Annotated in this window: 19 protein-coding genes; 18 read left to right on the top strand and 1 reads right to left on the bottom strand. The window is 65.1% G+C overall.

From position 1 onward, the window contains the following. Positions 1–5 precede the first annotated feature (5 nt). The 18 genes from coq7 to lpxC all read left to right on the top strand — a co-directional run bounded on the left by coq7 (position 6) and on the right by lpxC (position 20665). Complete coding sequence (gene coq7, locus ACS13N_RS00170; RefSeq protein WP_438929806.1) at positions 6–650, top strand: 2-polyprenyl-3-methyl-6-methoxy-1,4-benzoquinone monooxygenase; 645 nt, start codon at positions 6–8, stop codon at positions 648–650. Positions 651–1011: 361 nt separating this feature from the next. Beyond that, the gene (gene mraZ, locus ACS13N_RS00175) at positions 1012–1440 is read left to right on the top strand and encodes a division/cell wall cluster transcriptional repressor MraZ (RefSeq protein WP_039599880.1); all 429 of its coding nucleotides are present in this window, start codon (positions 1012–1014) and stop codon (positions 1438–1440) included. Positions 1441–1449: 9 nt separating this feature from the next. Beyond that, positions 1450–2409, top strand: coding sequence for a 16S rRNA (cytosine(1402)-N(4))-methyltransferase RsmH (gene rsmH / locus ACS13N_RS00180; RefSeq protein WP_438929807.1), 960 nt, complete (start codon positions 1450–1452; stop codon positions 2407–2409). 19 nt (positions 2410–2428) lie between these two features. Then, entirely contained in the window at positions 2429–2755 is a 327-nt protein-coding gene (gene ftsL / locus ACS13N_RS00185; RefSeq protein ID WP_438929808.1) for a cell division protein FtsL, read from the top strand. Continuing rightward, on the top strand, positions 2752–4539 hold the full coding sequence (locus ACS13N_RS00190) for a peptidoglycan D,D-transpeptidase FtsI family protein (protein ID WP_438929809.1): 1788 nt from the start codon (positions 2752–2754) through the stop codon (positions 4537–4539). The genes ftsL and ACS13N_RS00190 overlap by 4 nt, the downstream gene beginning before the upstream one ends. Then, entirely contained in the window at positions 4536–6080 is a 1545-nt protein-coding gene (locus ACS13N_RS00195; RefSeq protein WP_438929810.1) for a UDP-N-acetylmuramoyl-L-alanyl-D-glutamate--2,6-diaminopimelate ligase, read from the top strand. The genes ACS13N_RS00190 and ACS13N_RS00195 overlap by 4 nt, the downstream gene beginning before the upstream one ends. Then, positions 6077–7516, top strand: coding sequence for a UDP-N-acetylmuramoyl-tripeptide--D-alanyl-D-alanine ligase (locus ACS13N_RS00200; RefSeq protein ID WP_438929811.1), 1440 nt, complete (start codon positions 6077–6079; stop codon positions 7514–7516). The genes ACS13N_RS00195 and ACS13N_RS00200 overlap by 4 nt, the downstream gene beginning before the upstream one ends. A gap of 15 nt (positions 7517–7531) precedes the next feature. Then, on the top strand, positions 7532–8701 hold the full coding sequence (gene mraY / locus ACS13N_RS00205; protein WP_048933141.1) for a phospho-N-acetylmuramoyl-pentapeptide-transferase: 1170 nt from the start codon (positions 7532–7534) through the stop codon (positions 8699–8701). Positions 8702–8847: 146 nt separating this feature from the next. Further along, positions 8848–10344, top strand: a complete 1497-nt coding sequence (gene murD / locus ACS13N_RS00210; RefSeq protein ID WP_438930577.1) for a UDP-N-acetylmuramoyl-L-alanine--D-glutamate ligase — start codon at positions 8848–8850, stop codon at positions 10342–10344. Further along, the gene (ftsW, locus tag ACS13N_RS00215) at positions 10341–11582 is read left to right on the top strand and encodes a putative lipid II flippase FtsW (protein WP_438929812.1); all 1242 of its coding nucleotides are present in this window, start codon (positions 10341–10343) and stop codon (positions 11580–11582) included. Before murD ends, ftsW begins: the two co-directional genes overlap by 4 nt. Next, positions 11579–12679, top strand: coding sequence for an undecaprenyldiphospho-muramoylpentapeptide beta-N-acetylglucosaminyltransferase (gene murG, locus ACS13N_RS00220; RefSeq protein ID WP_438929813.1), 1101 nt, complete (start codon positions 11579–11581; stop codon positions 12677–12679). The genes ftsW and murG overlap by 4 nt, the downstream gene beginning before the upstream one ends. Before the next feature lie 15 nt (positions 12680–12694). Next, the gene (gene murC / locus ACS13N_RS00225) at positions 12695–14146 is read left to right on the top strand and encodes a UDP-N-acetylmuramate--L-alanine ligase (protein WP_438929814.1); all 1452 of its coding nucleotides are present in this window, start codon (positions 12695–12697) and stop codon (positions 14144–14146) included. Next, positions 14143–15138 (top strand): D-alanine--D-alanine ligase, encoded by a 996-nt coding sequence (locus ACS13N_RS00230; RefSeq protein WP_438929815.1) that lies wholly within the window; start codon positions 14143–14145, stop codon positions 15136–15138. The genes murC and ACS13N_RS00230 overlap by 4 nt, the downstream gene beginning before the upstream one ends. 23 nt (positions 15139–15161) lie before the next feature. After that, on the top strand, positions 15162–16073 hold the full coding sequence (locus ACS13N_RS00235) for a cell division protein FtsQ/DivIB (RefSeq protein ID WP_438929816.1): 912 nt from the start codon (positions 15162–15164) through the stop codon (positions 16071–16073). After that, positions 16070–17302 (top strand): cell division protein FtsA, encoded by a 1233-nt coding sequence (gene ftsA, locus ACS13N_RS00240; protein WP_021196099.1) that lies wholly within the window; start codon positions 16070–16072, stop codon positions 17300–17302. Before ACS13N_RS00235 ends, ftsA begins: the two co-directional genes overlap by 4 nt. 152 nt (positions 17303–17454) lie before the next feature. After that, positions 17455–18657, top strand: a complete 1203-nt coding sequence (ftsZ, locus tag ACS13N_RS00245; RefSeq protein WP_064805254.1) for a cell division protein FtsZ — start codon at positions 17455–17457, stop codon at positions 18655–18657. Positions 18658–19004: 347 nt separating this feature from the next. Beyond that, on the top strand, positions 19005–19505 hold the full coding sequence (locus tag ACS13N_RS00250) for a peroxiredoxin (protein WP_438930578.1): 501 nt from the start codon (positions 19005–19007) through the stop codon (positions 19503–19505). A gap of 242 nt (positions 19506–19747) precedes the next feature. After that, a complete protein-coding gene (gene lpxC, locus ACS13N_RS00255; RefSeq protein WP_438929817.1) occupies positions 19748–20665 on the top strand; it encodes a UDP-3-O-acyl-N-acetylglucosamine deacetylase in 918 nt (305 codons plus the stop codon). A gap of 49 nt (positions 20666–20714) precedes the next feature. Here lpxC and ACS13N_RS00260 read toward each other — a convergent pair whose 3' ends face one another. Next, a complete protein-coding gene (locus ACS13N_RS00260; protein ID WP_438929818.1) occupies positions 20715–21224 on the bottom strand; it encodes a DciA family protein in 510 nt (169 codons plus the stop codon). Positions 21225–21226 lie beyond the last annotated feature (2 nt).

Consider the following 21226-nt stretch of genomic DNA (forward strand, 5'->3'; position numbering starts at 1 on the left):
CCTGCATGCTCGACAACTTCCTTCCCGAATTCGACCGCGCCCTGCGCGCCGTGGCCGGCATCACCCGCGCCAGCCGACCGAACCCAGCAGACGCCGTCGTCGCATCCGCTGCTTCTGAAGACGAGGCAGCCAAACTGTCCGAGGCTGAGCGTCGTCATGCCGCCGGCCTGATGCGCGTCAACCACGTAGGCGAGGTGTGCGCCCAGGCGCTGTACCAGGGGCAGGCGCTGTTTGCGCGTGATCCAGCCATCCGCGCGCAGCTCGACGAAGCCGCCCGCGAGGAGGAAGACCATCTCGCCTGGTGTGCCCAGCGCTTGCAGGAGCTGAATGACCGCCCGAGCCTGCTCAACCCCCTGTGGTATGCGGGCGCCTTCGCCATCGGGGCGTTGGCTGGCCGTCTGGGCGACAAGATCAGCCTCGGCTTCGTCGCCGAGACCGAACACCAGGTCGAGCACCACCTCGATGGCCATCTCGACAAGCTGCCCGAACAGGACACCCGCTCGCGTGCCATCGTCGCCCAGATGCGCGACGACGAAATCCGCCACGGCGACAACGCCCGCCAGGCCGGCGGCATCGATCTACCCGAGCCCATCCGCCAGGCCATGCGTGCTGCGTCGCGCGTCATGACGACCGCCGCCTACCGCATCTGAGCCGCGAGCCGCCACCCGGCGGCAGCCCGCTCTCCACCGTTCGCCCGACTTGCGCCGCTGCGGCCCACTGACTGCCGCCGCGGGCGTTGTCGTGCGCCGTTCTCTCACGTGGTTTCTACATAAACCACGCTATCTCCTTCATTTGATTGGGAAAAGTGGCATGGGTGCTCCGGTGGGGCTCGCTAAGTCATTGTTCTGATTGCAAATTTTCCATCTCGTAGCCTCTGACAAGCCTTGACCGCCTAAAGTGGTTCCTCTAAAGTGGGAAACAGTGTCAGAAAGTGTAGTTTTGTGGTTTGAAGAGGCCGTTTTGCGGGCCAGTTGACGGCGGTACCACCGCCGTACGGAGAGAGAATCCAACGTGTTCCAGGGTGCGTCGGCGCTGACGCTGGATGCCAAAGGGCGGATGTCCATTCCGTCGCGGCACCGCGAAGCGCTTCAGCTGCAGGCCGAGGGCCGGGTGACTGTGACCAAGCACCCGGACGGCTGCCTCATGCTGTTTCCGCGCCCCGAGTGGGAACGCTTTCGCGAGCGCATCGCCGCGCTGCCGATGGAAGCCCACTGGTGGAAGCGGATCTTCCTGGGCAGTGCCGCCGATGTGGAACTCGATACCGCCGGCCGCGTTCTTATCACCCCTGAACTACGCATGGCCGCCGGCCTGGAACGCGACGTGATGCTGCTCGGCATGGGCAGCCACTTCGAAGTCTGGGACGCCGCCACGTACACCGCGAAGGAGCAAGCCGCCATGGCGCAAGGCATGCCCGACGCCCTCAAGAATTTTTCCTTTTGATGACGCACGATGACAACCCAAGCCAGTACGGGACTGCGCCATCAAACGGTGCTCTTAGACGAAGCGGTCGACGCGCTCATCTGGCGCGACGACGGCATCTATATAGACGGAACCTTCGGGAGAGGCGGGCACAGCCGGCGCATCCTGGAACGGCTGGGGCCCGGCGGCAGACTCGTCGCCTTCGACAAGGACCCGGCAGCAATCACCGAAGCGGGCACCGTAGAGGATGCCCGCTTCGCTATTGAGCATGACAGCTTCGCGCAGATGGCCCAGTGCCTGGACGCGCGCGGCGTGGAACGGGTGGCCGGCGTGCTGCTCGATCTGGGCATCAGTTCGCCGCAGATCGATGAAGGCGCACGCGGCTTCTCGTTCCGGATGGATGGCCCGCTCGACATGCGGATGGACACCACGCGCGGCATCACCGCAGCCCAATGGCTGGCCGAGGCTGATGAGCGCGACATTGCGAGGGTGATACGGGACTATGGGGAAGAACGGTTTGCTGTACAGATTGCAAAGGCGATTGTTGCTCGCCGGGGCCAATCCGGGGATCGAGGTCCTCTCGATCGCACATCCGAGCTTGCCGCGCTCGTGGCGCAAGCCGTCAAGACACGCGAGAAGGGTCAAGACCCTGCGACCCGCACCTTTCAAGCTTTACGGATTCACGTCAATCAAGAGCTTGCGGACCTCGAAACCGGTCTGAAGGCCGCCTTTGATCGCCTGGAAATTGGGGGACGTCTCGTCGTGATCAGCTTCCATTCGCTGGAAGACCGCATCGTCAAGCGCTTCATGCAGGCCCTGGCGCGCCCGGAGCAATCCGCCGCACCGGAAATGCGTCGGATGCCGCTGCGTGCGCATGAGCTGCCGGCGCCGCAATTGCGCCTGCTGGGCCGGGTGAAGCCGTCGGAGGCCGAAGTGTCGGCCAATCCGCGGGCGCGCTCGGCCATCATGCGCGTGGCCGAGCGTTGCTGAGCCGACGGAGACGCACGCCATGAACCGCCTGAACATGTTCCTGCTGACTGCGCTGGTGCTGTGCGCGCTGTCGCTGGTCAGTTCGCAGCATCAGGCGCGGCAACTGTTTGTCGCGCTCGATCGCTCGCAGGCGGAAGAAAAGCAACTCAACACCGACTGGTCTCGCCTGCAATATGAGCAGAGCGCACTGGGCAAGAGCGCTCGCATTGCTGACATTGCGAGCAAGCAATTGAAGATGTCGCCCGCGCAGGCGGGTCGTACGCAGTATCTGCAGGGGTTTGCCGATGTGCCAGTGGCGCCTGCCACGCCGGCCAGCGCGCCCACGGCTTCAGGAGTACAGCCATGAGCGGCGCACGCAAATCCAATGGCACCACGGCGCGCGCGCGCCTGGGCCAGTTCTCCGCCAGCCCGGTGTTGGGCCTGCGCCTGCCGATGTGGCGCTCGAAGCTGGTCGTGTTCCTGATGTTTGCGGCATTCGTGGCGCTGATCGGCCGCGCGCTGTGGATTCAGGGTCCGGGCAACCGCTTCTACGAAGCCGAGGGCAAGAAGCGCTTCCAGCGCACGCTGGAATTGCCGGCCACGCGCGGCAAGATCCTGGATCGCAATGGCCTGGTGCTGGCGACCAGCCTGCCGGTGAAGGCCATCTGGGCCGTGCCGGAGGACGTGCCCAACGACGTGCCCGGCGCCGACATGCAGAAGCTCGGCAAGCTGCTCGGCATGAGCACCAAGGAACTGGCCGCCAAGCTGGGCGAAGACAAGGGCTTCGTCTACCTGAAGCGCCAGGTGTTGCCCGAGGTTGCCGACCAGATTGCGGCGCTGAAGATCGACGGTGTTTATCAGACGCGTGAGTACAAGCGCTTCTACCCGGAAGGGGAGGCGATGGCGCACATCGTCGGCTTCACCAACGTCGAGGACAAGGGCCAGGAAGGCATGGAACTGGCGCGCGAGGGTGACCTCGCAGGCGCTGCTGGCCAGCGTCAAGTGATCAAGGACCGCCTGGGCCGCGTGGTGGAAGACGTGGGCGTGCTCAAGGCGCCGCGTGACGGCCATGACCAGACGCTGTCGATCGACGCCAAGATCCAGTACCTGACCTTCAATGAACTGAAGGCTGCCATCGAGCGCACCAAGGCCAAGGCCGCCAGCGCCATCGTGCTGGACGCCCAGACTGGCGAAGTGCTGGCGCTGGCGAACTACCCGACCTACAACCCGAACGATCGCAGCCGCCTGTCGGGTGAGCAGTTGCGCAACCGCGTGCTGACTGACACCTTCGAGCCTGGCTCGATGATGAAGCCGATCACCATCAGCCTGGCGCTGCAGCTCAAGCGTGTGACGCCCACCACGCTGGTGCAGACCAACGGCAAATTCAACTTTGAAGGCGCAACCATTTCCGACACCAGCAACTACGGCACGCTGACGGTCGCGCAGGTCATCCAGCATTCGAGCAACATCGGCACGACCAAGATCGCGATGACGCTCAAGCCGCAGGAAATGTGGGACATGTTCACGAGCGTCGGCTTGGGGCAAGCTCCGAAGATTGGCTTTCCGGGTGCAGTGGCGGGGCGGCTGCGGCCGGCCAACAAATGGCGTCGCATCGAACAGGCGACCATGTCGTACGGCTACGGCCTGTCGGTCTCACTGTTCCAGATCGCACATGCCTACACCATCTTCGCGCACGATGGCGAGCTGATCCCAATCACGATGTACCGCACCAACGGCCAGCCGCCGCAGGGCGAGCGCGTGATCTCGCCGGAGGTGGCGCGGCAGGTTCGTCAGATGCTGGAGACGGTGACAGCGCCCGGCGGCACCGCGCCCCAGGCTCAGGTGATGGGCTACCGCGTGGGCGGCAAAACCGGTACGGCATGGAAGCACACTGGGCGTGGCTATGATCGCTCCAAGTATCGCGCCTCGTTTATTGGCCTGGCGCCGATGTCGAACCCGCGCATCATCGTGGCGGTGAGCGTGGATGAGCCCACCGTGGGTAACCGCTATGGCGGCGGGGCAGCCGGCCCGGTGTTCTCGCAGATCGTGGGCGGCACCCTGCGCGCCTTGAACGTGCCGCCGGATTCGCCCGTGCGTCAGCTCGTGATGAGCGCGGACGTGCCGGAAGAACCCGTGGGAGGCCTGCAATGACGGCCTTGCCGAATTCTGACCGCCCATCCGTTGCCGTGCGTCTGGCGCCGGTGCTGGACTGGCTGCGCGCCCAGGTGCCGGCCGGTGCCGACATCACCAGCGACACGCGCAAGCTCAAGACCGGCGACGTGTTCGTCGCCTATGTGCTGGGCAACGTGCGCCAGCGCGGCGATGGGCGTCCGCATATTCCGCAGGCGATTGCAGCCGGCGTTTCTGCCGTGCTGGCAGAAGCGCATGGATACGTGGTGCCGGCCGATGCGCCGGTGGGGGTTCTGGCGGTGGACGGTTTGGCTGATTTGGCCGGACCGTTGGCCGCACAGTGGTACAGCGTGCCGGGGCCGGATGCGCTGCGCGTGATCGGCGTGACGGGTACCAACGGCAAGACGTCGTGTTCACAGTGGATCGCGCAGGCGTTGACCAAACATGGGGAGCGTTGCGCGGTGGTGGGTACGCTCGGCACCGGGTTTGTCGATGCGCTGGTGGCAACCGGTTTCACCACGCCGGATGCCATCCAACTGCAGCACAGCCTGGCTGATTTGCATCGTGCCGGCGCCCGCGCGATCGCCATGGAAGTCTCGTCGCACGGCCTGGAGCAGGGCCGCGTGGATGGCACGCGCTTCGATATCGCAGTGTTCACCAACCTCACGCAGGATCATCTCGACTACCACGGCACCATGGCCGAGTACGAACTCGCCAAGGCACGCCTGTTCAACTGGCCGGGTTTGCGCGCTGCCGTCATCAACCGCGACGACGCGGCTGGTGCGCGTTTGCTGCAAAGCATCCGCGCCGGCGTTGAAATGATCGAATATGGCATCGACGGCGAGGCCGCTGCGCAACACGGTGCCAAGCAATGGCTGCGCGCCACCAATGTGCGCGCACATCGCACAGGCACCACCTTTGACGTGGATGGCAGTTTTGGCCAGGCAACGGTGCATGCGCCGACCGTCGGCCTGTTCAACGTATCGAATTTGCTGGGTGTGCTGGGCGCGCTGCTGGCGGCCGGCGTGCCGTGGCAGGACGCCATCGCGCGTCTGGAAAAGCTGCAACCCGTGAGCGGCCGCATGGAACGCTTCGGTGGCGAAGACGGCCCGCTGGTGGTGGTTGATTACGCTCACACGCCCGATGCGCTGGAGCAGACGCTGCGCGCACTCGCGCCGATCACCGAAGCGCGTGGCGGCAAGCTGTGGGCCGTGTTTGGCTGCGGTGGTGATCGCGATCCCGGCAAGCGCCCGCAGATGGGCGCCATTGCCGAGCAGCTGGCGCAGCACGTGATACTGACTTCCGACAACCCGCGCAGCGAAGATCCGCAACACATCCTCGACGAGATCGCTGACGGCATGGACAACCCGCGCGCCGCCGCGCAGATCGAAGACCGGGCCGCTGCCATCCTGCACGCGGTGCGCCACGCCGATGTGTATGACGTAATCGTCGTAGCCGGCAAGGGGCATGAATCGACGCAGGAGATTGCTGGCCGCAAGCGCCCGTTCTCCGATCAGGAACATGTGCGCTTGGCGCTCGCAGCCCGTGGGGTGAACGCATGAGCGCCGCCCAAAACGTGATGATGCAAGCCACTGATGCCGCGGCCTGGATGGCCGGTGCGCACCTCGTTGGCCCGGATGCCGCCATCCGTCGCGTGACGACCGACAGCCGTGCTGTTGAGCCCGGCGACCTGTTCGTCGCGCTGATCGGCGAGCGTTTCGATGCGCACGATTTCCTGCCGGATGTGATCGCCCGTGGCGCCGCTGCCGTGCTGGTATCACGCGCGCTGCCGGGCACGCTGGATGTCTCCAACGTGGCCGTGCTGACGGTGGCCGATACGCGTATCGGGCTGGGGCAACTTGCTGCTGGCTGGCGCCGCCAGTTCCCGATTCCGGTGGTGGCTGTCACGGGCAGCAACGGCAAGACCACGGTCAAGGAGATGATCTCCGCGATCTTCGCGCAGGCCGTGGGTGAAGACGCCCGCCTGGCGACCGCCGGCAACTTCAACAACGACATCGGCCTGCCGCTCACGCTGTTCCGCCTGAATGCGCAGCACAAGCTGGCCGTGCTCGAGCTCGGCATGAACCACCCGGGCGAGACGGCCGTGCTGGCCACCATCGCCCAGCCGACCGTGGCGATGATCAACAACGCGCAGCGCGAGCACCAGGAATTCATGGTCAGCGTGGAAGCGGTGGCCGAAGAACATGCCGCCGTGCTGGCCGCGTTGCCGCCCGACGGCGTCGCGGTGTTCCCGCGCGATACGGCCAACGGTGGCGAATATGCGCCCGTGTGGCAAGCGGCGGCCGGATCGCGCCGTGTGCTCGATTTCGGTATCGAAGCGGGTGCGGTGACCGGCGTGGTGACGGACGCCGCCGATGGTCAACACATCGACGTGCAAGCGCCGGGTCAACACTTTGCCTTCACGCTGCCGCTGCTGGGCGTGCACAACGCGCGCAACGCGTTGGCCGCCATTGCCTGTGCGCTGGCAGCCGGTGTTGCGCCCGAGGTGATCGCGCAGGCGCTGAGCAACTTTGCGCCAGTGAAGGGTCGGTTGCAGCGCAAGCCGGGCGCACGCGGTGGCCTCGTCATCGACGACACCTACAACGCGAACCCCGATTCCATGCGCGCCGCCATCGATGCGCTGGTCACGCTACCGGCGCCGCGCTGGCTGGTGCTGGGTGACATGGGTGAAGTGGGCTCGCAGGGCCCAGCGTTTCATGAGGAGATTGGCGCCTACGCGCGTGAACACGGCATCGACGCGGTGCTGGCCACGGGCGAACTGGCACGCCACACGGTGGATGCCTTCGGCGCGGGCGCACAGCATTTCGCGTCGGCTGAAGAGCTGATTGAGCAAGGCGTACCGGTCATTGCGCCGGGCGCGACGGTATTGGTGAAGGGCTCGCGCTTCATGCGGATGGAACGCATTGTCGAAGCGCTGGTCTTGAAAGACCCGGCTGCAGCATCGCAGGCCGGCCCTTCCACGCAACAGAAGCACTAAGGGAAGCAAGAACCCATGTTATTGGCATTGGCGCAATGGCTGCAGAACGACTACGGCTTCCTGCGCGTCTTCAACTATCTGACGTTCCGGGCCGTGATGGCATCCCTCACGGCACTGGTGATCGGCCTCGGGTTCGGGCCGTGGGTGATCCGTCGCCTGACGGAAATGAAGGTCGGCCAGGCCGTGCGCAGCTATGGCCCGCAGACTCACCTGGTCAAGGCCGGTACGCCCACCATGGGCGGTGTGCTGGTGCTGATCGGCATTGCCGTGTCCACGCTGCTGTGGGCTGACTGGGGCAACCGCTTCATCTGGATCGTGCTGCTGGTGACGCTGGGCTACGGCGCCATCGGCTGGGTGGATGACTACCGCAAGGTCGTGCATCGCGACCCGAAGGGCATGTCCTCGCGCGAGAAGTTCTTCTGGCAGACGGTGATTGGTCTGTTTGCCGCGGCGTACCTGGCCTTCTCGGTGTCCGAGACGAGCAACATGCGCGTGCTCGAACTGTTCCTGGACTGGGTGCGCAGCGGCCTGTCGATCAATCTGCCCGCCAAGTCGCATCTGATCGTGCCGTTCTTCAAGGAAGTCAGCTACCCGCTGGGCGTGTTCGGCTTCATCATCCTGACGTACCTTGTGATCGTCGGCTCCAGCAACGCGGTGAACCTGACCGACGGCCTCGATGGTCTCGTCATCATGCCGGTCGTGCTGGTGGGCAGCGCGCTGGGCATCTTCGCCTACGTGATGGGCAGCGCCGTCTACAGCAAGTACTTGCTCTTCCCGCATATTCCGGGCGCGGGCGAGTTGCTGATCTTCTGCTCGGCGATGGCCGGGGCGGGACTTGCCTTCCTGTGGTTCAACGCGCATCCGGCGCAGGTGTTCATGGGTGACGTCGGCGCGCTGGCGCTGGGCGGGGCGCTCGGCACCATCGCCGTGATCGTGCGCCAGGAGATCGTGCTGTTCATCATGGGCGGCATCTTCGTGGTCGAGACCCTCTCGGTGATGCTGCAGGTGACGTGGTTCAAGTTCACCAAGAAGCGTTATGGCGAGGGCCGGCGGTTGTTCCGCATGGCGCCGCTGCACCACCATTTCGAACTGAGCGGCTGGAAAGAGACGCAGGTGGTCGTGCGCTTTTGGGTCATCACCATGATGCTGGTGCTGATCGGCCTGTCGACCCTGAAGCTGCGGTGAGCGCGGACATGACGGACATGACCGAACCCATCGCACCCGACGACGACATGGTCCCGACGCAACCGGAAGCGGCGGTGGATGCCGTCGTCGCCACGCTCGACTCTGCTGAACCGATGCCTGCCGCCGAGACCGCGCAGGAGCCGCGCATGTTCGGCGAGTTCGAGGCACCGTTCGTGTTGGTGCTCGGTCTGGGTGAATCCGGCCTGGCGATGGCGCGCTGGTGCGCACGCCACGGTGCACGCGTGCGCGTGGCCGACACGCGCGAGGCGCCGGCCAACCTGCCGGCGCTGCGTGCGCATGTGCCGGATGCTGAATTCGTGAGCGGCCCGTTTGCCGTGGCGCTGCTGGAAGGCGTGACGCTGGCGGCGATCAGCCCCGGTCTGTCGCCGCTGGACGCCAACGTCGCTGCGCTGCTGACCGCCGCCAAAGAGCGCGCTGTGCCGGTGTGGGGCGAGATCGAACTGTTTGCGCGTGCACTCGCCGGCCTCAAGTCCGCGCAGGGCTACGCGCCGCGCGTGCTGGCCATCACTGGTACCAACGGCAAGACGACGACCACTGCGCTCACCGGCGCTTTGGCTGAGCGCGCCGGCAAGACCGTCGGCGTGGCGGGCAACATCAGCCCGTCGGCGCTGGATAAACTGACCGAGTGCGTTGACGCTGGCACGCTGCCGGATGTGTGGGTGCTGGAACTCTCCAGCTTCCAGCTCGAAACCACGCACACGCTGGACGCCGACGCCGCGACCATCCTGAACATCACGCAGGATCATCTCGACTGGCACGGCACGATGCAGGCCTACGCGGCTGCCAAGGGCCGCATCTTCGGCGCCAACACCGTGCGTGTGCTGAACCGCCAGGACACCGGCGTGATGGCATTCGCCAGCAAGGGTGGCGACGTTACCTTCGGGACTGACGAGCCGGCCACGCCGGATGCACTCGGCCTTCTGCGCGAAGGTGGCATGCCGTGGATTGTGTTGGCCGAGGCCGATGAAGATGATTTGCCCAAGCCCACGCGCCGCAAGAAGGGCGACACCACGCCTGCCGCGCCGGTGCCCGTGCGTCTGAAGCGCCTGATGCCCGCCGACGCGCTACGCATTCGCGGCTTGCACAACGCCACCAACGCGATGGCCGCGCTGGCACTGTGCCGCGCCATCGGTCTGCCGGTGAGCGCCTTGCTGCACGGCCTGCGTGACTACGCCGGCGAGCCGCACCGTGTCGAGCTGATCGCCGCGTTTGATGATCTCGAATTCTTTGACGACAGCAAGGGCACCAACGTCGGCGCGACAGTGGCAGCGCTGTCCGGCCTGTCCAAGCATGTTGTGCTGATTGCGGGCGGGGATGGCAAGGGCCAGGACTTCTCGCCGCTGGCCGCACCGGTGGCGCAATACGCGCGCGCCGTGGTGCTGATCGGGCGTGATGCGCCGCTGATTCGTGAGGCGCTGGCCAACACCGGTGTCGCGCTGGTCGACGCGCCCACACTGGAAGCTGCAGTGCAGGAAGCTGCCGCGCGTGCACAGGCGGGCGACGCCGTGCTGCTGTCGCCAGCGTGCGCAAGCTTTGACATGTTCCGGAACTACGAACACCGAGCGCAGGTGTTCCACGAGGCCGTGGCCGCACTGGCCGCCGACCGAGGAGTCGTCCTATGAGCGACACCCAGATCAAGCGCAGCGGCTTTATCGGCGTCACCATCGGCAACGCGTGGGACGGCCTGCGCGACGCTGTCTCGGGCGTCAAGCCCACGCGCTCCAAGATGATGGAGTACGACCAGCCGCTGATGTGGGTGGCGATCGTGCTGCTCGGCCTCGGCCTGGTGATGGTGTACTCGGCCTCGATCGCGCTGCCGGATTCGCCCAAGTACGCCAACTACAGCAATGGGCACTTCCTGATGCGCCACATCTTCTCGCTGGTGATCGGCGTGGTGGGTGCCGTGGTGGCGTTCCAGATCCCGGTCAAGTTCTGGGACAAGTACGCCCCCAAGCTGTTCATCATCGCGCTGGTGATGCTGATCGTGGTGCTGATTCCGCACGTGGGCAAGGGCGTGAACGGCGCGCGCCGCTGGCTGCCGCTGGGCGTCATGAACTTCCAGCCGTCGGAGCTGATGAAGCTGGCGGTGGTGCTGTACGCCGCCAACTACACCGTGCGCAAGCAGGACTGGATGCAGAGCGTGCGCAAGGGCTTCCTGCCGATGGGCGTGGCGGTGGCCTTCGTGGGTGCGCTGCTGCTGCTGGAGCCCGACATGGGCGCGTTCCTGGTGATCGCAGCGGTGGCGATGGGCATCCTGTTCCTGGGCGGCGTGAACGGCAAGCTCTTCGGCGGGCTGGTACTGACGGCGGTGTCGACGTTCTCACTGCTGGTCCTGCTGTCGCCGTGGCGGCGTGAGCGGATCTTCGCCTACCTTAATCCGTGGCAAGAGGAATACGCGCAGGGCAAGGCGTACCAATTGACGCACTCGCTGATCGCCTTCGGCCGCGGTGAGTGGACCGGTGTCGGCCTGGGCGGCAGCATCGAAAAGCTGCACTACCTCCCTGAAGCGCACACCGACTTCATCCTCGCAGTGATCGGCGAAGAGCTCGGCTTCATCGGCGTGCTGATCGTGATCCTGCTGTTCTACTGGATGGTGCGCCGCGCGTTCGAGATCGGCCGCACCGCGCTGCAGCTCGACCGCACCTTCGCGGGTCTGGTCGCCAAGGGCCTGGGTATCTGGATCGGCTGGCAGGCCTTTATCAACATGGGTGTGAACCTGGGTTTGCTGCCGACCAAGGGCCTGACGCTGCCGATGGTCAGCTACGGCGGCTCGGGCATCCTGATGAACTGCGTGGCGATCGCGCTGCTGCTGCGCATCGACTATGAAAACCGCGTGCTCATGCGTGGGGGCAAGGTATGACGGCTCGCATTTCGCCCGATCTGTCACCGCGCACCCTTCTCGTCATGGCCGGCGGTACCGGTGGCCACATCTTTCCAGCGTTGTCGGTGGCCAAGCTGCTGGCCGCGCGCGGCTGGAACGTCGTGTGGCTCGGCAATGCGAACGGTATGGAAGGCCAGCTCGTGCCCAAGCACGGTTTCCCGCTGGAGTCGGTGCAGTTTGGTGGTGTGCGCGGCAAGGGCCTCGTCACCAAGTTCCTGCTGCCGCTCAACCTGCTGCGTGCGTTCTGGCAAAGCCTGGGCGTGGTGCGCCGTGTGCGCCCGAACGTGGTGCTGGGCATGGGCGGCTATATCACCTTCCCGGGCGGCATGATGAGCGTGCTGCTGGGCCGCCCGCTGGTGCTGCACGAACAGAATTCGATTGCCGGCCTCGCCAATCGCGTGCTCGCCCGCGTGGCGGATCGCGTGTTGTGCGCGTTCCCGAATGCATTGACCGGCGCCGAGTGGGTTGGCAACCCGATCCGCGCGGATCTGGCGACGCTGGCGTCGCCGCAAACGCGCTACGCCGAACGCACTGGCCCGCTGCGCGTGCTGGTCGTGGGCGGCAGCCTGGGCGCGGCGGCGCTCAACGACGTGGTGCCCAAGGCGCTGGCACTGTTGCCCGCCGCCACGCGCCCGATCGTCATCCATCAGGCCGGCGCCAAGCAGATCGACACGCTGCGCGCCAACTACGCCGCCGCCGGTATCGACGACACGCACGCGCAGGCTGTGCCCTTCATCGACGACATGGCCGCTGCGTATGCGCATGCCGATCTCGTGATCTGCCGTGCCGGTGCAATGACTGTTTCTGAAGTGGCTGCGGCAGGTGTCGCAGCGCTGTTCGTGCCGTTCCCGCATGCGGTGGACGACCACCAGACCACCAACGCGCGCTTCCTGTCCGAACGCGGCGCGGCCTTGTTGGTGCCCCAGCCGGAACTGGGTCCGGCCGCGCTGGCAGATACACTCGCGTCCCTGACGCGTGCGCAATTGGCCGATATGGCGGCCAAAGCACGCGAGCAGGCACGGCCGGAAGCGGCCGAGCGTGTCGCCGACGTGTGTGTTGCGGTGGCACGGGCATAGGGAAGGAATCGACTGATGAAGCACATCGTTAAGAACATCCATTTCGTGGGCATCGGCGGCGCCGGCATGAGCGGCATCGCCGAGGTGCTGCTGAATCTGGGCTACCGTGTGACGGGCTCGGACTTGGGAACGAGCGCGGCGACGCAGCGTCTCGCCTCGCTGGGCGCGACCGTCATGCAGGGCCATGCGCCGGAACACGTGATCGGCGCCAACGCCGTGGTGGTGTCCACCGCCGTGCGCGGTGACAACCCGGAGGTGCTGGCCGCGCGTGCCAAGCGCATCCCCATTGTGCCGCGCGCGGTCATGCTGGCCGAGTTGATGCGCCTGAAGCAGGGTATCGCCATTGCCGGCACGCACGGCAAGACGACGACCACCAGCCTGGTCGCCTCCGTGCTGGCCGAGGGCGGCCTGGACCCGACCTTCGTGATCGGCGGCCGCCTGAACTCCGCTGGCGCCAACGCGCGGCTGGGCACGGGCGACTTCATCGTCGCCGAGGCGGACGAATCCGACGCGTCGTTCCTCAACCTGTTCCCCGTGATCGAAGTCATCACCAACATCGATGCCGATCACATGGAGACCTACGGGCACGATTTCTCGCGCCTGAAGCAGGCGTTCATCGAGTTCACGCAGCGCCTGCCGTTCTACGGTATCGCCGTGCTGTGCGTGGATGACCCGAACGTGCGCGAGATCCTGCCGTTTGTGTCCAAGCCAGTGGTGCGCTATGGCTTTGCCGAGGATGCACAGGTGCGTGCCGTCAACGCGCGCGCCGTGGATGGCCGCATGGAATTCACTGTGATTCGCCAGCTCAACGGCCATGCCGAGCCGCCGCTGTCGATCACGCTGAACCTGCCGGGCCTGCACAACGTGCAGAACGCGCTGGCTGCCATCGCCATCGCCACCGAGCTGGAAGTGCCGGACGAGGCCATCGTCAAGGCGCTGGCCGAATTCAACGGCGTGGGCCGCCGCTTCCAGCGCTACGGTGAAGTGCCGACCGCCGACGGCAATGGCCGCTTCACGCTCATCGACGACTACGGCCACCACCCGGTCGAGATGGCTGCCACGCTGGCGGCTGCGCGCGGTGCGTTCCCGGATCGCCGCCTGGTGCTGGCCTTCCAGCCGCACCGCTTCACGCGCACGCGTGACTGCTTTGAAGATTTCGTGAAGGTGCTCGGCACGGTCGACGCACTGCTGCTGGCTGAGGTGTACGCCGCCGGCGAGCCGCCCATTGTGGCGGCGGACGGACGTGCGCTCACCCGCGCGCTGCGCGTGGCCAACAAGATCGAACCGGTGTTCGTGGAACAGATTGAAGACATGCCGCAAGCCATCCTGGATGCGGCGCAGGACAACGACGTGGTCATCACCATGGGTGCAGGGACGATCGGGCAGGTGCCCGGTCAGGTGGTTGCGCGGCAAGCTGAGGCGCGTACCTCGAACGTGGTCGATCTGAATGGGGGTGCGGCAGCATGACGACCGGCCCGTTTGTTCCACATCCGACGATTGATCCGAAGTCCCTCGGCAAGGTGGGCGTGCTGCTGGGTGGCCGTTCGGCCGAGCGCGAGATCTCGCTGCTGTCGGGCAACGGCGTGCTGGCCGCGCTGCGTTCACGCGGCGTCGACGCTCACCCGTTTGATCCGGGCGTGCAGCCAGTGGCTGAACTGGCCACGCTGGGTTTTGACCGCGTCGTGATCTCCCTGCACGGCCGCTTTGGTGAAGACGGCACGATCCAGGGCCTGCTCGAGCAGTTCGGCATTCCGTACACCGGCAGCGGCGTACTCGCGTCTGCGCTGGCAATGGACAAGGAAGCCACCAAGCGCCAATGGCAGACCCACGGTCTGCCGACGCCCGACTTCGTCATGCTCAAGGCCGACGCCGACTGGCAAGCCGTGGCCGACCGTCTGGGCCTTCCGCTGATCGTCAAGCCGGCGCGCGAAGGTTCGTCGATCGGCCTGACCAAGGTCACGACCGCTGCCGAGCTGCCCGCCGCCTACGAAAAGGCCGCGCGCCTGGACCGCGACGTGATGGCCGAACAGTTCATCGACGGCGACGAGCTGACCTGCCCCGTGATCGGCGAAGGCGAAAGCGCCGCCGCGCTGCCGCTCATCCGCATCGTCGCGCCGCAGGCCAACTACGACTACCAGAACAAGTACTTCACCGACGACACGCGCTACGAGTGCCCGGCACCGATTCCGGCTGACGTGGCCGCGCGCGTGCAGGCGCTGGTGGTGCAGGCGTATCGCGGGCTGGGCTGCCGTGGCTGGGGCCGCGCCGACATCATGCTGCGCAAGTCCGACAACGCGCCGTTCCTGCTGGAGATGAATACGTCGCCGGGCATGACGGGGCATTCGCTGGTGCCGATGGGCGCGCGCGCCGCCGGTATCAGCTATGAGGATTTCGTGTTGCAACTGGCGGCCAGTGCGTCGCTGGAGTTGCACGCAAGTACCGATTGGAAACCTGAGTAAGCCGAACAGACCAGCACAACGTTATGTGGCACAACACCCGTCTCCTCAACGCCGTCGCGAGTGCGCTGTATGCGCTGCTCGCGCTTGGCGGTTTGGGTGTGGGGGCGGTCTGGCTGATGCAGCGTCCGATGTTCCAGTTGCAGCAGGTGCGCGTGATGCCGATGGCGGGTAGCGAAATGCGCCACGTCAACGCGCCGAGCCTTCGCGCCAACGCGTTGGTCAAGCTGCGCGGCAACTTCTTCACGCTGAACCTGGATGACGCGCGTCAGGCCTTCGAATCCGTGCCCTGGGTGCGCCACGCCAGCGTGCGTCGCGTGTGGCCCAACGGGCTGCTGGTGGAAGTGCAGGAACACGAGGCGCTGGGCACGTGGGGTGGCAACGATTCCGGCAAGCTGGTCAACACGTACGGCGAGGTGTTTGTTGCCAACCTGGCCGAGGCGGAAGACGACGCTGATCTGGTGGCGCTGGCCGGCCCCGACGGTACCGAGCAGGAAGTGGTCGACAAGCTGGAAACCATGACCGAATGGTTCAAGCCGATGAACACCGAGCCCGTGAGCGTGACGCTCACCGACCGCTACGCGTGGCGCGCGCGGTTGTCCAACGGCACGGTCGTCGAGTTTGGCCGCGAGTTGAATGATGACGATCGCACCGCGCTGGCCGCGCGTGCCCGCCGCTTTGTGCGCGCGTGGCCGCAGGTGACGCAGCGCTGGGGCGGTCAGATTGAATACGCCGATCTGCGTTACCCCAACGGGTTCGCTGTTCGGGCGGCGGGTGTGCGCTTCTTGACCGATGCGCAGGCTGCGGTGCTGGCCAAGGGGGGCAAATTGCCCGGCACCACGAATGGCACCAGCAGTGCCGCAAAGCCGAAAGCCACGCTGGGGGGTAAGCCGGCGGCCAACAACAAAGCAACGCGAAGCACAGAGAAAACGCGATGAGCAAGGAATACAAGGATCTTCTGGTCGGGCTGGATATCGGCACCTCCAAGGTGGTGGCGGTGGTGGCCGAGCTGCGTCCTGACGGCGCCTACGAGGTCATCGGCATGGGCCAGACCGAATCGAAGGGGCTCAAGAAGGGCGTGGTCGTCAATATCGAGGCGACCGTCCAGTCGATTCAGAAGGCGCTTGAAGAAGCGGAGCTGATGGCCGACTGCAAAATCGGCGAGGTGTTCACGGGCATTGCCGGCAGCCATATCCGCAGCTTCAATTCGAGCGGCATGGTGGCGATCAAGGACAAGGAGGTCACCTCCACCGATGTAGCGCGCGTGATCGAGACCGCCAAGGCTGTCAACATCCCGACCGATCAGCAGATCCTGCACATCCTCACGCAGGAATTCATCATCGACGGCCAAGAAGACGTGCGCGAGCCGATCGGCATGAGCGGCATTCGGCTTGAGGTGAAGGTGCACATCGTGACCGGCGCAGTGAGCGCGGCGCAGAACATCGTCAAGTGCGTGCGCCGCTGCGGGCTTGAGGTGCACGACCTGATCCTGCAGCCGCTGGCGTCGAGTCTGGCCGTGCTGACCGAGGACGAGAAGGAACTCGGCGTGGTGCTGGTCGACATTGGCAGCGGCACGACCGATATCGCCATCTTCAGCGAAGGCGCGATCCGCCATACGGCTGTGATCCCCATCGCCGGTGACCAGATCACCAACGACGTCGCCATGGCTCTACGCACGCCGACGCCGGACGCCGAGGACATCAAGGTTCAGTACGGCATCGCCAAGCAGGTGCTGGCCGATCCGGACGAAATGATCGATGTGCCGGGCGTTGGTGATCGCGGCCCGCGCACGCTCTCCCGCCAGGCGCTGGCCGCTGTGATTGAGCCGCGCGTGGAAGAACTGTTCTCGCTCGTGCATCAAGTGGTGCGCGAATCTGGTTACGAGGAACTGCTCTCCAGCGGCGTGGTCCTCACCGGGGGCACCGCAATGATGCCGGGCATGGTCGAGCTGGGCGAAGACATGTTCTTGAAGCCCGTGCGTGTGGGCGTGCCTGAGTACCGCGGCAATCTGCACGAAGTCGTGAAGAGCCCGCGTTACGCGACGGTGATGGGCTTGCTGCAGGAAGGTCGCGTGCAGCGCATGCGCGGTCGCAAGGTGGTTGTGCAGTCCGGGTCGGCCAAGCAGATCTGGACGCGCATGAAGGAATGGTTCATCGGCAATTTCTAAGCACGCGTGTGCTGAGGATTGGCGATGTGCTCCGCGATGTGTCCGCACACGGGAGCAAGTTGAGTTTCTTGTTTTGATGTTTTTTGTTCAGGAACCAGGGGTTGCGGCGGGGAGGCTGCATCGTCTGGGACTGATCACTTCTGGAGGCAACGATGGACTTCGACATGATTGAAACGGAAATGCAGGACGGCACCATCATCAAGGTGGTCGGCGTCGGCGGCGCGGGCGGTAACGCCGTGCAGCACATGATCAGCCGCGGCGTGCAAGGCGTGGAATTCATCTGCATGAACACCGATGCGCAGGCGCTCAAGCGCTCGACCGCATCGCGCGTGCTGCAACTGGGCAGCACTGGCCTGGGCGCTGGTGCCAAGCCGGAAGTCGGCAAGCACTGCGCAGACGAAGCCCGTGAGCAGATCGCCGACGCACTGCGCGGCGCGCACATGGTCTTCATCACCGCTGGCATGGGCGGCGGCACGGGCACGGGCGCGGCCCCGGTGGTCGCGCAGATCGCCAAGGAAATGGGCATCCTGACCGTGGGCGTGGTCTCCAAGCCGTTCGACTTCGAGGGCGCACGCCGCTCGAAGGTTGGCGAGCATGGCGCCAATGAACTCGAAGGCAACGTCGATTCGCTGATCGTCGTGCTCAACGAGAAGCTCTTCGAAGTCATGGGCGACGACGCCGAGATGGACAAGTGCTTCCAGTGCGCCGACGACGTGCTGCACAACGCTGTGGCCGGCATCGCGGAAATCATCAACGTCGACGGTCTGGTGAACGTCGACTTTGAAGACGTGAAGACGGTGATGGGCGAGCAGGGCAAGGCGATGATGGGCACGGCCACCGTGTCCGGCGTCGACCGTGCACGCCTGGCGGCCGAGCAAGCCGTGGCCAGCCCGCTGCTGGAAGGCGTGGACTTGTCGGGCGCGCGCGGCGTGCTGGTCAACATCACGGCCAGCCGCTCGCTCAAGCTGTCCGAAACCAAGGAAGTGATGAACACCATCCGCAGCTATGCCGCGGAAGATGCCACCGTCATTTTCGGTACGGTCTACGACGATGCCATGGGTGACGCACTGCGCGTAACCGTGGTGGCGACGGGCCTGGGCCGTGCTGCCCGCAACAAGCAACAACAGCAACAGACGATGACGCTGCTGAAGACTGGTACCGACAACCAGCCGGTGGCCTTTGGCGGTGGCGCCATGGGTCACTCGGTGGCGGCCGCGCCGGACTACAGCAACTTCGACACCCCGGCCGTGTGGCGCAGCTCGCGTGAGTCGGCATCGGCGCACGTGGCAGCACTGCAGGAAAAGGGCGTCGATACGTACGACATTCCGGCATTCCTGCGCAAGCAGGCGGACTGAGTCAGGCAAAGCGCCCGCGCACGTCCGGCTGCCGGTGGCACCCCATGCCGCGTGCGGCTCACGGCTCCCCTCCCGTGACCGCCGTTGTGTGATGGTCTGCCGCTGAACAGTCGACAGCGCGCGACAGTAGTAGACGAATAGGACACAGTCGTTGCCGCCGGGCTGGCTGGCCTCTGGCCGCCTCCCCGGAAGGGTTCATCCCGCCCGGCGGGTGTGCCCGTTCGTCGTGTCGCGTGCGGTGCAATGTTCCTGATGTGGTTGTCTCCCAAGACCGCCCGCGTGATTCCCTCACGCGGGCGGTCTCGTTCTATGATCGCAGTATCCGTGCGCAACGATTCATCACCATCATGATCCAGCCTGGTCAACCACTTCCCGACGCAACGCTGTATGAGTTCTTTGAAGTGGAAAAGGACGGCTGCGCGCTCGGGCCCAACGCCTTTTCGGTCTCGCTCCTGGCTGAAGACAAGACGGTCGTCATCTTTGGCCTGCCCGGTGCCTTCACGCCAACCTGCTCGGCGCGCCACGTTCCCGGCTATGTGGCGAATTACGATGCGCTGCGCGCCAAGGGCGTCGACGAAATCTGGTGCGTGTCGGTCAACGATGCCTTCGTGATGGGCGCATGGGCGCGCACACAGGGCTCCGACGGCAAGGTTCGCATGCTGGCCGACGGCAGCGCGGAGTTCACGCGCAAACTCGGCCTGGACCAGGATCTTGCCAAGCGCGGCATGGGCGTGCGTTCGCAGCGCTACGCGATGGTGGTCAAAAACGGTGTGGTAACAGCGCTACAGGTGGAGGCCCCGGGACAGTTCGCCGTCAGCGACGCGGAATCGATCTTGGCGATACTCTGACGCCACGCCAAAACCCTCCACATGGCGGAGTCCAGCCCGCCAAGCCCGCCGCCGCAAGGCGAACGAGGCACCTGCGAGTCATTCGCTCGCACCAAGGTTGAGCGGAATGCGGAGACCCCTAACATCCCGATACAAAAGTCGTTTTGAAGGCAGGGGTGTGAAAATGGTATGCTTAGGGTTATCACCTATGCAGACCGCATAGATAAAAACAATCGCAGAATATTCGTGAGTTGAGGGCGGCCATGTTGAAACAACGCACCATCAAGTCCGTCGTCAAGACCGTCGGCATCGGGCTGCACTCGGGCCGTAAGGTGACGTTGACGTTGCGCCCGGCAGCTGCAGGCACCGGCATCGTGTTCACGCGCGTCGACCTCGATCCGGCTGTTGAGATCCCTGTCAGCGCCAGCGCCATCGGCGATACGCGTCTGGCCTCCGTGCTGCAGAAGGACGGCGCCCGTGTGTCGACTGTCGAGCACCTGATGTCGGCGTGTGCCGGCCTGGGCATCGACAACCTGTATATCGACGTTGATGAGGAAGAGATTCCCATCATGGATGGCAGCGCAGCCTCGTTCGTGTTCCTGCTGCAATCGGCAGGCATTGAAGAGCAGGGCGCTGCCAAGCGCTTCATCCGCGTGACCAAGCCGGTGGAAATCCGTGAAGGCGACAAGCTCGCCCGCCTGGATCCGTACTTCGGCTTCAAGCTGGCATTCACGATCGAGTTTCGCCATCCGGCCATCGACAAGACGGGGCGGACTTTCGAGATCGACTTTGCCGACACCAGCTACACGCGCGAAATTGCCCGTGCGCGCACCTTCGGTTTTGCGCACGAGTTTGAGATGCTGCGTGAAGTGGGCCTGGCGCGGGGCGGCAGTCTCGACAACGCCATCGTGCTGGACGAACACCGCATGCTGAACAACGACGAACTGCGCTACGGCGATGAGTTTGTCCGCCACAAGATCCTCGACGCGATCGGCGATCTGTACGTGGTGGGACACCCGCTGATCGCCGCCTACACGGCGCACAAGTCGGGCCACGGCCTGAACAATGCGCTGTTGCGCGCGCTGCTGGCGGATGAAACGGCTTACGAGATCGTTACGTTCGACAAGCTGGAAGAGGCGCCGCGTGCCTTCCTGCCGCAGTTGCAACCGGCGTTTTCCTGATCGGTTGCTGCGGTTGCAAGCATGAAAAAAGCGCCCTACGGGGCGCTTTTCATTTGGGGGCGACGTGTCGGGCGACCATTTCTGCCAGGGCCTGCCGTAGCGGCGAATCCGGCAGTTCATTGGCCAGCGTCGCTAGGCTGTTGAGTCCAACTGCTGTCATCTTGGCGCGTTTGAGCGGCTTTTGGGTCTCTTGTGGCCACAAGCTGTCGTTTCCGCCCTGCGGTTGTACCCGTACACGAATTGCGGTAATCTGCGATCCCCGGCGCTGCAGACGCTCTAGCAAGGTGGGTACCACCTGCCGTACGCGCGCCGCAGCCGCACTATGTGCGGCGAGCAACACCAAAGTCGCTTCCCGGCTGTCGCGCGAGTCGTTCCTGATGCCGCCGATGGCCACTCCGCCGCCCAAGCCGGGCGGTAGCAGCGACAACACCTCCGCTTCCAACGACGCCAATTGCTTGGCCGCCTGCATCAGCGGGCCGACCGAGCCAGCACCCGAGAGCCAATCCTGGACGGGTCTTGCTATGGGCGTCTTGAGAGCGGGATGAACGAAGATTCGCATGC

Source organism: Ralstonia sp. 24A2, from assembly GCF_051783885.1.
In the GTDB taxonomy this organism is placed as follows: Bacteria; Pseudomonadota; Gammaproteobacteria; order Burkholderiales; family Burkholderiaceae; genus Ralstonia.

Bases quoted from the DNA above. Each gene is read 5' to 3' on its own strand.
- coq7 (WP_438929806.1), top strand. From the start codon at position 6: ATGCTCGACAACTTCCTTCCCGAATTCGACCGCGCCCTGCGCGCCGTG.
- rsmH (WP_438929807.1), top strand. From the start codon at position 1,450: ATGACAACCCAAGCCAGTACGGGACTGCGCCATCAAACGGTGCTCTTA.
- ftsL (WP_438929808.1), top strand. From the start codon at position 2,429: ATGAACCGCCTGAACATGTTCCTGCTGACTGCGCTGGTGCTGTGCGCG.
- ACS13N_RS00190 (WP_438929809.1), top strand. From the start codon at position 2,752: ATGAGCGGCGCACGCAAATCCAATGGCACCACGGCGCGCGCGCGCCTG.
- ACS13N_RS00195 (WP_438929810.1), top strand. From the start codon at position 4,536: ATGACGGCCTTGCCGAATTCTGACCGCCCATCCGTTGCCGTGCGTCTG.
- ACS13N_RS00200 (WP_438929811.1), top strand. From the start codon at position 6,077: ATGAGCGCCGCCCAAAACGTGATGATGCAAGCCACTGATGCCGCGGCC.
- mraY (WP_048933141.1), top strand. From the start codon at position 7,532: ATGTTATTGGCATTGGCGCAATGGCTGCAGAACGACTACGGCTTCCTG.
- murD (WP_438930577.1), top strand. From the start codon at position 8,848: ATGTTCGGCGAGTTCGAGGCACCGTTCGTGTTGGTGCTCGGTCTGGGT.
- ftsW (WP_438929812.1), top strand. From the start codon at position 10,341: ATGAGCGACACCCAGATCAAGCGCAGCGGCTTTATCGGCGTCACCATC.
- murG (WP_438929813.1), top strand. From the start codon at position 11,579: ATGACGGCTCGCATTTCGCCCGATCTGTCACCGCGCACCCTTCTCGTC.
- murC (WP_438929814.1), top strand. From the start codon at position 12,695: ATGAAGCACATCGTTAAGAACATCCATTTCGTGGGCATCGGCGGCGCC.
- ACS13N_RS00230 (WP_438929815.1), top strand. From the start codon at position 14,143: ATGACGACCGGCCCGTTTGTTCCACATCCGACGATTGATCCGAAGTCC.
- ACS13N_RS00235 (WP_438929816.1), top strand. From the start codon at position 15,162: ATGTGGCACAACACCCGTCTCCTCAACGCCGTCGCGAGTGCGCTGTAT.
- ftsA (WP_021196099.1), top strand. From the start codon at position 16,070: ATGAGCAAGGAATACAAGGATCTTCTGGTCGGGCTGGATATCGGCACC.
- ftsZ (WP_064805254.1), top strand. From the start codon at position 17,455: ATGGACTTCGACATGATTGAAACGGAAATGCAGGACGGCACCATCATC.
- ACS13N_RS00250 (WP_438930578.1), top strand. From the start codon at position 19,005: ATGATCCAGCCTGGTCAACCACTTCCCGACGCAACGCTGTATGAGTTC.
- lpxC (WP_438929817.1), top strand. From the start codon at position 19,748: ATGTTGAAACAACGCACCATCAAGTCCGTCGTCAAGACCGTCGGCATC.
- ACS13N_RS00260 (WP_438929818.1), bottom strand. From the start codon at position 21,224: ATGCGAATCTTCGTTCATCCCGCTCTCAAGACGCCCATAGCAAGACCC.